This is a genomic window from Oscillibacter sp. UBA6647 (assembly GCA_002455655.1).
Classification (GTDB): Bacteria; Bacillota; Clostridia; order Oscillospirales; family Oscillospiraceae; genus Oscillibacter.
On record DKLF01000099.1, the window covers coordinates 1 to 11905 of the forward strand.

Annotated in this window: 10 protein-coding genes and 1 pseudogene; 6 read left to right on the forward strand and 5 right to left on the reverse strand. The window is 59.4% G+C overall.

Translation table 11 applies throughout. The features are described 5' to 3' along the window. The 3 genes and pseudogenes from B2W96_RS07545 to miaB form a co-directional block, all read right to left on the reverse strand. A pseudogene (locus B2W96_RS07545) lies at nt 1–879 on the reverse strand (DNA mismatch repair protein MutS); the annotation flags it as partial. Nucleotides 880–1036: 157 nt separating this feature from the next. Then, entirely contained in the window at nt 1037–1867 is an 831-nt protein-coding gene (locus tag B2W96_RS07550; RefSeq protein WP_293009676.1) for an MBL fold metallo-hydrolase, read from the reverse strand. 47 nt (nt 1868–1914) lie between these two features. Then, on the reverse strand, nt 1915–3333 hold the full coding sequence (miaB, locus tag B2W96_RS07555; protein WP_293009677.1) for a tRNA (N6-isopentenyl adenosine(37)-C2)-methylthiotransferase MiaB: 1419 nt from the start codon (nt 3331–3333) through the stop codon (nt 1915–1917). 212 nt (nt 3334–3545) lie between these two features. On the opposite strand from miaB, the gene lspA reads away from it, so the two are divergent. Beyond that, a complete protein-coding gene (gene lspA / locus B2W96_RS07560; RefSeq protein WP_293009678.1) occupies nt 3546–4040 on the forward strand; it encodes a signal peptidase II in 495 nt (164 codons plus the stop codon). Further along, entirely contained in the window at nt 4009–4932 is a 924-nt protein-coding gene (locus tag B2W96_RS07565; protein WP_293009679.1) for an RluA family pseudouridine synthase, read from the forward strand. The genes lspA and B2W96_RS07565 overlap by 32 nt, the downstream gene beginning before the upstream one ends. Nucleotides 4933–5036: 104 nt before the next feature. On the opposite strand, the gene B2W96_RS07570 is transcribed toward B2W96_RS07565, so the two are convergent. Next, entirely contained in the window at nt 5037–6509 is a 1473-nt protein-coding gene (locus B2W96_RS07570; RefSeq protein WP_293009680.1) for an S-layer homology domain-containing protein, read from the reverse strand. A 36-nt stretch (nt 6510–6545) separates the two neighbouring features. After that, on the reverse strand, nt 6546–7568 hold the full coding sequence (locus B2W96_RS07575) for an LCP family protein (protein ID WP_293009681.1): 1023 nt from the start codon (nt 7566–7568) through the stop codon (nt 6546–6548). Nucleotides 7569–7826: 258 nt separating this feature from the next. Between B2W96_RS07575 and B2W96_RS07580 the strand changes: the two genes are divergently transcribed. The 4 genes from B2W96_RS07580 to B2W96_RS07595 all read left to right on the forward strand — a co-directional run. Continuing rightward, on the forward strand, nt 7827–8930 hold the full coding sequence (locus B2W96_RS07580) for a hypothetical protein (protein WP_293009682.1): 1104 nt from the start codon (nt 7827–7829) through the stop codon (nt 8928–8930). Nucleotides 8931–9036: 106 nt separating this feature from the next. Next, nucleotides 9037–9744: a response regulator transcription factor gene (locus B2W96_RS07585; RefSeq protein WP_293009683.1), complete on the forward strand. Its 708-nt coding sequence runs from the start codon at nt 9037–9039 to the stop codon at nt 9742–9744. Beyond that, nucleotides 9741–11177 (forward strand): sensor histidine kinase, encoded by a 1437-nt coding sequence (locus B2W96_RS07590; protein WP_293009684.1) that lies wholly within the window; start codon nt 9741–9743, stop codon nt 11175–11177. The genes B2W96_RS07585 and B2W96_RS07590 overlap by 4 nt, the downstream gene beginning before the upstream one ends. A 10-nt stretch (nt 11178–11187) precedes the next feature. After that, the coding region (locus B2W96_RS07595) for a trypsin-like peptidase domain-containing protein (protein ID WP_293009685.1) at nt 11188–11905 on the forward strand (718 nt) is incomplete at its 3' end.

The window sequence follows — 11905 nt, forward strand, 5'->3', positions numbered from 1 at the left end:
CTCCTTGCCCCGCATTGTCTCGGTCAGCTCCAGATTTCTGCGGGAGCTTAAATCCAGCTCCATAAACCGGCCCTGCTCGTAATAGTCCAGGCGGTTGATGTGGCTCAGGTCCGTCTTCTGGGTTTCGTAGAGATACTTTAAAAGCCCGCCCAGCGCCATGCCTGCCGCCGGATTGTCCGTGGGCAGGCTTTGCCAGCCATCTTCGCCGAACTGGGCGCGGATGTTTTTCTCCGCTTCCCCGGGGAGGAAGCGGCCCTCGCCGCCGTTTTCCACCCGGCAGTTGAATTTCTCCCGCAGGGCCTCCGTCAAATGCTCCTCGGCAAAGGCCCCGTCGTTCACCACCGCCTCGGCGGGGGAGAAGCGGCCAAGCTCGTTGACAATGTGCTCCGCCCGGTCTTTTCCTGAAAAGGACGTGACGTGGGTTTCGCCCGTGGACATGTCGCAAAAGGCCGCCCCGGCGTGTTTGGAGTCGAGGTAGATTCCGCACAGGAAGTTGCCCGCCTTCTCGTCCAGACATGCCGCGTCAATCACCGTTCCCGGCGTGACCACCCGGATGATATCCCGCTCCACCAGACCCTTGGCCGTGGCGGGGTCCTCCATCTGCTCGCAGATGGCCACCTTGTATCCCTTGGCAATCAGCCGGGCGATGTATGCGTCGCTGGAGTGATAGGGGATACCGCACATGGGGACCCGGTCCTCCGGGGCCTTGTTGGGGTCCTTGTCCCGGCTGGTGAGGGTCAGGTTCAGCTCCTTCGACGCGGTGCGCGCGTCGCTGTCGAACATCTCATAGAAGTCCCCCAGACGGAAAAACACGATGGAATCCGGGTTTTGCTCCTTGATTTTCAGATACTGCTTCATCATGGGGGTCAATTCCGCCATGGATGGGTCACCTCATTCTCTTTCTAAGCTAAAAGCCGCAGGTCCCGTCTATACGCGGGACAATGTATGTAAGAATTTCTGTTTTAACGCAAAGCGTGCCATATTTTCAGAGCAGCGCGGACAGCACGCCGGATTTCCCAGCTTGCAACCGGTTATGTTAGATTTCCGCAGTTGTGCCGCCGGTCATGTAGTGAAGCCGGTCCCCCAGCAGCTCTTTTAAAATGGTAAATGCGTCCTGTCCGGTGCAGTGGCCGGTGTAGTAAACGGTAAGCTTCCGAGCCAAAAGCTCCCGGCCCACGGACTCCACCAGCTCTCTCGGCTCTGTTTCGCCGGTGCCGGGACTGTACAAATGGAACCCGGCGAATACCGCGTCCGGCGAGCGGCCCAAAAGCTCCTCTGCCCGGCGCAGAATGTTGACAATGCCTCGGTGAGAGCAGCCCGCAAGCAAAACGGCCTTGCCGTCCTCGCAGATCAGAAGGTTCTGCTCGTGGCGAAACTCGTCCATGGGGTAGTCCTCGCCTTGCTTCTCTTTAAGCTTATCGTTGGCATGGGAACGGTAATCGGCGGTTTTGATGTCGGAAAAAAGCCGCAGCGTGTCGTCAATTGTCAGCGCGTCCCCGGTAAGCGTCAGCCGGTCTTCAAAGGGGCGGACCTCCTCCGGCATCCCGATAAACTCCGGAACGCCGTTTTTGCCCATTGCGTAATAGTCGCCCACAGCCGCGCGGCTCAGATAAACCCGCGCGGTTTTGTTGACGGAAAGAAACGGTGCAAGGCCCCCGGAATGGTCATCGTGGGCGTGGGAGAGCACGGCGGTGTCCACTAAAGCCAAATCCACCCCCAGAGCGCGGGCGTTGTCCAGTACGGCGGGACCGGGACCCATATCAAAGAGGATTTTGTGGGTTTTCGTCTCCACATACTGGCTCAGTCCGTGGGCGTGAACCACGTCGGCGCGGCAGGAGGTGTTTTCAAGCAAGGTTGTAATCTTCATGAGATTCGCTCCTTTCAAGAACCCGCGGCAAAAGCTGCCGAGGAAATTCAGACTGTGACTGCCTCTCCGTACAGTGCCCAGGTATTGCTGTCGGTAATTTTTACGTCCGCAAAGGTCCCAATCAGGGATTTGTCTCCTTTGACGCGCACCAGACGGTTCCCCTCCGTACGGGAGGAAAGGGGCCAATCGGCGTCTTCGCTCTCCCCGTCCACCAAAACGCGCTCGATTTTCCCCACATAGGCAGCGTGGGCTGCGGCAGACTTGGCGTTTTGCACCTCCAGCAGCCGGTCAAACCACTTCTGCTTTTCGCTGCGGGGCACCGGGTCGGGCAGCTCCGCCGCTTTCGTGCCGGGGCGGGGACTGTAAATAAAGGTGAACAGGGCGTCAAAGCCCACGTCCTCCACCAGAGACACGGTTTCCATGGCCTCTGCCTCCGTCTCCCCGGGAAAGCCGATAATCACGTCGCTGGTGAGCACCAGATTGGGCATTTTCGCCTTGGCATAGTTGATTTCTTCCAGATACTGCTCCCGAGTGTACCGCCGGTTCATCTCCTTCAAAACCCGGTTATTGCCGGACTGGAAGGGAAGGTGAAGCTGCTTTGCAACGTGGGAACACCGGGCCATGACGTCAAATAGCTTGTGGGTCGCGTCCTTGGGATGGCTGGACATGAAGCGGATAAGATAGTCTCCGGGAATCTGGTCGATGTCGGAGAGCAGGTCTGCAAAGTCGTATCCGCCGCCAAGGTCGTTTCCGTAGGAATTTACGTTTTGACCCAGAAGGGTAATCTCCTTGTATCCGGCCTCCACTAGCTCCCGCACCTCTGCCAATACCGCATCTTGGCTCCGGCTGCGCTCCCGGCCCCGGACGTAGGGCACGATGCAGTATGAACAGAAGTTGTTGCACCCGTACATAATGGAAACCCAGGCCTTGGCTCCCTCTTGGCGTAGGGTGGGAAGCCCCTCGGCAATGCTGCCGACTTCGTCCTCCACGGCGAACACCCGCCCGTGGGACTCGTATACCTGCCACAAAAGCTCCGGGAATTTCCACAGCGCGTGAGGCCCGAATACCAAATCCACATGGCGGTAGGATTCCTTCACCCGCTTGCCCACCCGCTCTTCCTGCGCCATGCAGCCGCACAGGCAGATAATCTGGTGGGGGTTGGCCTTCTTCGTATGGGTCAGGGCGCCGAGGTTGCCGAACACCCGCTGCTCCGCGTGCTCCCGGATGGCGCAGGTGTTGAGAATCACCACGTCGGCCTCCTTCGGCTCGTCGGTGAGGGAAAAGCCCATCTCCTTCAGCATACCCATCAGCTTTTCCCCGTCGGCCACGTTCTGCTGGCAGCCGAAGGTGTCAACGCAGGCGGCGGGACGGCTTTCCCGCGATAAGAGCATGGTATGAATCAATTCCGTAAAGCCCCGCTGGCGCGCAATCTCCTCTGGGGCAATGGTCACGTTTTTGCGTTCCAAGGGTAAATCCTCCAAAACCTGAAAATGTCGATAATTTATCCACGTTAGCTTATCACAAAACAAAAAAAAGCACAAGCCGGATTTCCCCGGGGGGCGGTGACCCGCACACGGAAAAAACGCGCCCATGGGGAAGTTGCTTTTTTTCCAAAAATGAGGTAGGATAGGGCATAAATCTTTCAGAGAATCGGCGCATACCGCGCAGGGAGGTCTTTATGCTCTATCTTATCGCCGGCGCAGGGCTTTTGGCTGTGGACCAGTGGGTCAAATATTGGGTGACGGTCCATCTGGAGCTGGGCGCGTCCGCGCCGCTGTTTCCCGGCTTTCTGGAGCTGCTGCGGATTCATAATTACGGCGCGGCCTGGTCCAGCTTTTCCGGGATGCGGTGGCTGCTGCTGGCGCTGACAGGGGCCATTGTGTTGGCCGTCATCTTTGCCGTGGCGAAAAAACTGGTGCGCCATTCGCTGGGGCTGGCAGCCGCCACGCTGATTATCTCCGGGGGGCTTGGCAATATTCTTGACCGGGCGCGGCTGGGGTATGTGGTGGATATGTTCAACTTCCAGTTTATGCGCTACCCCGTGTTCAACGTGGCGGACATCTGCATCGTGTCCGGGGCCATTCTGGGGGCGGTATACTACCTGTGGTTTTATGAGATGTACGATGGGAAGGAAAACGCAGATGGAAACGCTGACGCTGATAGCAAGTCCTGAGGACGGGTTGCGACTGGATGCGTTCTTGACCGCCCGGGGGCCCGGACTGACCCGTTCTGCCGCCGCGCGGCTGATCGGGGAGGGCAAAGTGCTGGTGGACGGAAAAAAACCTGCCAAAAGCCTGCGCCTTGCCGGCGGGGAGACGGTGACGGTGGAACTGCCTCCGCCGGAGGCGTCCGAAGCCTTACCGGAGGATATTCCGCTGGACGTGGTGTATGAGGACGGGGACGTGATTGTTGTGAACAAGCCCCGGGGGCTGGTGGTCCACCCCGCCCCGGGCCATCCCGGCGGCACGCTGGTGAACGCCCTGCTGAACCGGTGCGGCGACTCCCTCTCTGGCGTGGGCGGGGTGCTGCGCCCCGGCATTGTCCACCGCATCGACAAGGACACCTCGGGTCTCATCATCGCCGCGAAAAACGATTTTGCCCACGGGCGGCTTTCCGCCCAGCTTCAGGACCATACGCTGGCCCGGATCTACGAGTGTATCGTGGTGGGAAATCTCAGGGAGGATTCCGGCACGGTGGACGCGCCTCTTGGCCGCTCTCCCGCTGACCGGAAAAAGCAGGCGGTGGTGCAGGGGGGCCGCCGGGCCGTGACCCATTGGGAGGTCATCGCACGCTATCCCGGCTTCACCCATGTGCGCTGTCATTTAGAGACGGGGCGCACCCACCAGATTCGCGTCCACATGGCGCATTTGGGCCACCCCATTCTGGGAGACACGGTGTACGGCGCGAAAAAGCCCGTCCCGGGATTGCAGGGCCAGTGTCTCCACGCGGCGGGACTTCGATTTCTTCATCCCCGGACGGGGCAGCCGGTGGAGCTTACCTGTCCGCTGCCGGAGGAATTTTTGCGCCAGCTACGAAAACTGGAAGAGGGAAGGCGGCCTCTTTGAGGAAAACCGATCCATTTTAAAAAACCGAAAAGAGCCTGAGAAACCGGGCCTTTAAAAAATCAGCCGCGCCGGTGAGCATTCTCCGGCGCGGCTGGTTTATGTATTTACCATGGATGGAAGCTGCGGGACTGGGCCTCGGTCATGGCGAAATAGCGGTAATCTACGCCGTTTGTGCTGTCGCCCCATGTGGTATCAATGTGATAGGACGTGCCGTCCAAAGTGGCCACCGTCCAGATGTGGTCGGGGTTGGACAGGGCGTAGCAGTCGATTCCCTCCAGCTTTAAAAGAAGGTTGTAGGCCCCGGAGTATCCGTCACACACAGCCGTTCCGTGGCGAAAGAGGGTATAACCGATGTGAGAAAGGGAGTCGGGCCCGGCGGCAGTGTCATAAACGCAGTTGTCACAAATCCACTTGAAGTAAACACTGGCTTTTTCCATCTGGGTCATGTTCGCCGTGATCGCGCCTTCGGCCCACAGCCGGTCGTGCAGGGCGATGGCGGCTTGAAGGGTGTAGTCCCGGTAGGCGGGAAGGTTTGCCCCCGCCGCCACGGCGGAAAAGGTCAGCGTTACCCGTCCGGTCATTGTTTCGTAGGTGCACTCCACAGAGTTGTACATTTGCTCGCAGTAAGATTTGACGACGGCCAGCGCTTTGTTCATCATGTCGCCCGCCTGTGCGGAGGTAATGTATGTGCCGTAATTCAGCTCCAGTACGTTCGTCTCCTGAGAGAGCATGTAGGCCACGCTGGAGGCAATCTGCTCCTGCGTGGAGGGTGCGGGGAAATAGGTGGCGCTCGAGGTGACCAAATCTCCCCAAGAGGTGCCCGCTACGCTGTAATCCGGAGCCTCCGGGACCTCCAGAACGGTCCACGCGGGCGTCAGGCGCAAAGCGGGGTCCACGATCCGGGTCAGCATGGCCGCCGCCGCCCCGCGCGTCACCGCATTTTCAGGGCCGAAGGTTCCCGCGCTGTCGGACCCGGCGGACACGCCGGCTTTGTAAAGCGTCAGAATATCGTTGTAATAGGGCGTATACTCCGTCACGTCCGTGATAAACTGACGGGAGGCATACGCTCTTGTCACCAGCTCGTCGTTGATGGCGGGAAGCGCCTCCGCCGGGAGAGCCGCCGCCAGCACATGAGCTGTCTGAGCCCGGGTGGCAGGGCCTTTATAAAGCCCGTCCAGCTCCGAGGCAAGCACGCCCACGCTTTGAAGATAGGCGAGATACGGCTCATAGGCCGACTGGCCCTCAGTTCGGAAGGCGGCGGCGCCGGATTCGGCATCCCCCGTGGCGTACAGGCTGCGGATGCGGCCCGCAAAAATTACAATCTGCCCAACGGTCATGCCGTCCTTCGAGCCGAAAGAGCCGTCGCTCTTGCCAACCGACAGACCGTATTCGTACAGGGCGGCTACGTTGCCGTAGAAAACCGAGTCGGGAGTTACGTCGGAAAATTCGCCGGCATAGGTTTTCGCGCGGACAAAGTTATCCGCCGAATTTTCAGCCGCCGCTGCGGGAACGCACAGGCCAACTGCCAGAATAAGCGCCAGCAGCAGCCCCGGCAGGCGCAGCTTCAGATATATCATAGGGCCTCCTCTTCTTCTTTCATCGCGCAGCCGCGCTCAGGACAAAATGTTCAGATCCGCCAACACCCGGTCCTCCACATAGGGGTTAAGATATTCGTTGACAATGAGCAGCACCTCGTCGGCTTTCAGATAAATATAAGGGGAATGCCACTCCCCGGGCAGGGTGGAAAAATCCACGTTGTCCGCGCCCATGGAAAAGGCCTCCTGCCCCAGCCAGGCAAGCTCGCCCAATTCCAGGTCGGTCTTCACGTACTGCTGAAAAATCTTTGCAAACTGGGAAACTTTCGTCAGGTTGGCAGGCCGCAGGGTCTGCTTCGCCACGGTTTTTAAAAAATCCTGCTGGGTTTTCATCCGGCCAATGTCTTCGCTGCCGTAGCCGGTGCCGTCATTGTTGTGGCGAAAACGGACCACCTTCAGCGCCTCCGCGCCGGTTAAGTGACGCGTCCCGGCGGAGAAGTGAATGGACAGGTTTTGAATCGGGTCGTCATAGTCCATGTCCACGGGAATGTTGAAATCCACGCCGCCGATGGCGTCCACCAGCGCGGAAAAGGCCTTCAGGCTGACCTCCACGGTGTAGTCCACCGGAATTCCCAACTGACAGGATAGGGTTTCCGCCGCCTGCTCCATGCCGCCGATGTTGTAGGCGGCGTTGAATTTATAGTTCTTGCCGTTGATGCGGCTTTTGGTATCCCGGGGGATGTTTACGCCGTAAATTCGACCGGCTCCAGCGTCCACCGCCACCAGAATGTTGGTGTCGCTGCCGCCGTTTCCGTCGTCCACGCCGGAGACCAGAATCGTGTAAAAATCGGGCTTTCGGGCCGAATGGGCGGCCTTTGCCGCCAGAGCCAGTTGGTCGGCGTCCTGCAAAGCCAGCTCCGCGGAGGAGAGGGCCTGAGACGAGGCGGGAAGACCAGCGCCGTTCTCATCCTCCAGTTGGGGCGGGCGGACGATGGCCTTGTAGGTCAGGGTCAGCCCCACAAAAACGGACAGAATGACCACAAGCCCCAACAGGCGGCGCTGAAGCGGGGAAATACGGCGGCGACGGCGTTTTTTAACCATGGGTATGGTGAACTCCTTATCGGTCTCCGCCCGCTGGGCGGGAGGACCGTCAAATCTAAACGCCGACCCGTGGCAATGGAAAAAACCGGGGGCGGCTGTCATGCCTCATTATACTGCCTTCCGGCGCAAAGCGCAAGGTTGGATTTGCGGGGAAGGGCCTGTGTCTCTTAGCGCGGGAATGCTTTACAAAACCGCCGAAAGCGTGCTAAAATAGAGAAAAACCGCCGTGAGAAGATGGAAAGGGAGGGGGATCGCCGCGTGAAAAGGAGATTTGCCGCCGCAGTGCTGGCGCTGGTTCTGATGGGAACCCTCTGCCCCCCTGTTTCGGCGGAGGACTCGGTCTATTTTACCGCCGTGGACGAGCGGGTTCTGGATTTGAAGGATTCCACCATGCCCTTCTGGTTCGGCGGATATCTGTACGTGGCCGCCACGGTGTTTCGGGAATCCGGCGTGAACTATTCCTATAATGTTGTCACTCAGACGCTGGTACTGTACGACTCCAGCCGGTCTTTGGTGTTCGACGTTTCTACCGGCTCCGGCACCACCGGACAGGGGGAGCTGTATGATCATGTGTGTGTGACCCGGGGCGGAGTGACTTTTGTGGCGGCTTCGCCCGTGGCGTCCTATTTCGACCGCGCATACAGCAATACGCCGGTCAACCATGGATACCTGATCCGCGTGAAAAGCGCCGCCGCAGTTCTGCCAGACAGCATGTTTACGGATACCGCGTCCTACCAGTTGGGCGCGAAATACCAGCAGTATCAAAAGAAAAACACTGCCGACCCGGCGGACGTCAGCCCGGGGGAGACGGGAGACCCCGAGGTCGAGGACCCCGCTTCTTCCGGAAAGTCGATTTATCTCTGCTTTCTGGCGGAGGAAGGGGAGGCCGTGACCGCGTGGCTGGACGCGCTGGAGAGTCGGGGTGTTCACGCTGCATTTTATTTTACGGAGGAGGCCCTTTCCCGCAGCGGAGATCAGCTTCGGCGCATCGCGGCCTCCGGCAGTGCCGTGGGCCTGATCCCCGGATTCGGAGGGGGCGCGGCGGAGCGGTTGGCCACCATGAACCGGACATTGTTCGCCGAGGCGGGGATAAAAACCCGGCTGGTCTATGGGACGGCAGGGGACGCAGCCGCGCTCCGGGCGGCGGGTTACTGTCCGCTGAGTCCCGGCATCGACCGTGCGCAATACGGACTTGGCTCCTCCGGCGCGGCGAACACGCTCTTGAATCAAATTGGCAAACGGCGGGGTCCGGTGTCGGTGTGGCTGGGGAGCGACGTGACTGCCGGGGCTCTGCGGGTGTTTCTTGCCTCCGCCGCGGAGGAGGGGGACCGACTGCCCGCCATGACGGAAACAGCCTTTTAAGCATGTGTTTTACAAAAAATTCAACATCTGAGAACCAAAGCGTATATAATGGACAACATAGAGCGGGGGAGACACCCCCATTTTAAAAAAGTACGGAGGCAGGACTATGGCGCGAAACATTCTGGTTGTTGAGGACGATCACAACATCTCCGACCTGATCCACATGTATCTTGTGAAGGAGGGCTTTGACGTCCGCATCGCCGCAGACGGCGGCAGGGCGGTGGAGGAATTCCAGAAGCAGGCGCCCGATCTGATTCTGCTGGATATTATGCTGCCGGTGATGGACGGCTGGGCCGTGTGCGCGAAAATCCGGGAGACCAGCAAGGTTCCCATCATTATGCTGACCGCCAAGAGCGAGGTGTTTGACCGCATTCAGGGCTTGGAGATGGGGGCGGACGACTATATTGTCAAGCCCTTTGAGATGAAAGAGCTTCTGGCGCGAATCAACGCGGTTCTCCGCCGGACGGAGATTCCCAATGACACGTCGAAAAAGCTGACCTTTGACAAGCTGGTGGTGAATCTGGATTCCTACGAGCTGATTGTGGACGGCAAAAAGGTGGACACGCCCCCCAAGGAGCTGGAGCTTTTGTACCATCTGGCCGCCACGCCCAACCGGGTGTATACCCGCAACCAATTGCTGGACGAGGTGTGGGGCTTCGACTATTTCGGAGACAGCCGGACCGTGGACGTGCATATCAAGCGCCTGCGGGAAAAGGTGGAGGACGTGTCCGACCAGTGGGCGCTGAAAACCGTGTGGGGCGTGGGCTATAAGTTCGAGGTTATGGGCGCGGCAAAGCAGACGGATAAGGCATGAAACGGTTGGGCGAGCGCTTTCCGGGGCTGTATTGGCGGCAGATGCTTTTGACCATGGGTACCGTCCTTCTGACGCTGGCGCTGCTGGGGGCATCCTACTCTGCGCTGGGCTATAACTTCCTCCGCCAGCAGCGGATCAACGATATGGAAACCCGGGCGGACGTGGTGGCCCGCCTGTCAGCCGGCTATCTGAGCAGCGGCGGCTTTTCAAGCGAAACGGAGCTTTTGACGCTGGCGGGCTTTGCCGCGTCCATATCCGACTTGAATTTTCTCGTCTGCGACACGCAGGGCCGGGCCCTGCTTTCCACTGACCCGGGGCTGGACGGGCTGTCTGTCACCATCCCTCAGAAGCTGATGGACAAGACCCTGACGCAGGGCACCAGCTCCGGGCGCTCCAATCTGAATGGTGTGTACACGGAAAAGCACCTTCTGGTGGGGATTCCGGTGGCAGACGCGGCGGGAAAACAGGTGGGCGTGGTGTTTGCCGTGTCCGTGCTTCACTCTGCGCTGGACAAAATGTGGCAGGGCTTTATCGGCCTGTTTGTCATGACCTCCTGCGTGGTGCTGATGGTGGCGTTTATGGCTTCCTCTGTCACGGCCATGCGGCAGGTCCGGCCCATCCGGGAGATGGTGGCCGCCACCCGGCGGTTTGCCGACGGGGAGTTTGACATCCGCATGCGGGACACGGAACGAAACGATGAAATCGGCGAACTGGCGGTTTCCTTTAACAACATGGCCGAGACGCTGCTGCAAACAGAGCGCAAGCGCAGAGAGTTTGTCGCCAATATCTCTCACGAGCTGAAAACTCCCATGACCACCATCGCTGGGTATACCGACGGCATTCTGGACGGGACCATCCCCTATGAAAGCGAAAAGCAATACCTGCAAATTATCGCGGAGGAGAGCCGCCGTCTGAGCCGCATGGTCCGGCGGATGCTGGACGTGAGCCAGCTCCAGGCCATCGACCCCATGAAAAGCGGGGCCCACTTTGACCTTTGCGAAAGTATGCGCCGGGTGCTGATTTCCATGGAAAAGAAAATTACCGACCGTGGGCTGGATGTGGACGCGGACATCCCGGAGGAGCCGATTTTGGTTCTGGGGGACAACGACATGATTACCCAAGTGATTTACAACCTGTTGGAAAACGCGGCGAAATTCGCAACGCCCGGCTCCGTGCTGTATCTGGGCGTTGCCCGGCGGGACGGCAAGGCCCGTGTCGTCGTGCGCAACGAGGGAGACACCATTCCGCCCGAGGAGCTGCCGCTTTTGTTCGAGCGGTTCCACAAGAGCGACAAATCCCGCAGCGAGGATAAGACCGGCGTGGGGCTGGGACTTTATATTGTCAAAACCATTTTGGAGCAGCACCGGGAAAAAATCAATGTGACCAGCGAGAACGGCGTCACCGAGTTTTCGTTCTCCCTGACCGCGGAATAACGAGGCGCAGATGAACGACCAGTATTTAAAAATTGAGCCCCTCGACGGGCAGGCCCCCGTGCCGGATGGGAGCGGGGCTGACCCCCGGGAGGTGGTGGAATACTATCCGCCCCTGCCCTGTCCCCGGGAGGTGGTGGAGGTTTATGTCCAGCCCCGGCGGCTGCCGGGCCGGGCGGAGCCATCTGCCTCAGTGAATATCATCCCTGTGGTTGGACCGGTTTCGGCCCCGGCGGTTTCTCAAAGACGGGGCCGGGGAAAACGTGGGCTGTGGATTTTTCTGGTCTGCCTTGCCGTTGCGGGAGGTCTGGCTGTGGGCGCGTTCTTTTTGAACGGCGGCTTTTTTTACTTCAATCCCTCTTCTTCGGGGGAGGAATACCTGCAAAACGAAGACTGGGATCAGGAGGAGGTTTCCGTTGAGACCTATCCATACGGCCAGGGCGCGGTGATGGAGTTGGCCGCCGCCAAGGGCGGCGCGCTGACCATTCAGGAGATTTACCGCAGGGTGAACCCGGCGGTAGTAACGGTGATTGCCCAGTTGGACCGGGGCGCTTCGGTGGGAACCGGCATGATTTTCCGGGAGGATGGGTATGTACTCACCAATTATCATGTGGTGGCGGGAAGCCACGATTGCAGTGTGACGCTGGCCTCCGGCAGGACCTATGAGGCCCTCTATGTGGGCGGGGACAGCGGAAACGACGTGGCGGTTTTAAAGCTGGAAGCCACGGGCC

What these genes read in the sequence shown, in the direction of transcription:
- B2W96_RS07550 (WP_293009676.1), bottom strand. Translation starts at nt 1,867, where the DNA reads ATGAAGATTACAACCTTGCTTGAAAACACCTCCTGCCGCGCCGACGTG.
- lspA (WP_293009678.1), top strand. Translation starts at nt 3,546, where the DNA reads ATGCTCTATCTTATCGCCGGCGCAGGGCTTTTGGCTGTGGACCAGTGG.
- B2W96_RS07565 (WP_293009679.1), top strand. Translation starts at nt 4,009, where the DNA reads ATGGAAACGCTGACGCTGATAGCAAGTCCTGAGGACGGGTTGCGACTG.
- B2W96_RS07570 (WP_293009680.1), bottom strand. Translation starts at nt 6,509, where the DNA reads ATGATATATCTGAAGCTGCGCCTGCCGGGGCTGCTGCTGGCGCTTATT.
- B2W96_RS07575 (WP_293009681.1), bottom strand. Translation starts at nt 7,568, where the DNA reads ATGGTTAAAAAACGCCGTCGCCGCCGTATTTCCCCGCTTCAGCGCCGC.
- B2W96_RS07585 (WP_293009683.1), top strand. Translation starts at nt 9,037, where the DNA reads ATGGCGCGAAACATTCTGGTTGTTGAGGACGATCACAACATCTCCGAC.
- B2W96_RS07590 (WP_293009684.1), top strand. Translation starts at nt 9,741, where the DNA reads ATGAAACGGTTGGGCGAGCGCTTTCCGGGGCTGTATTGGCGGCAGATG.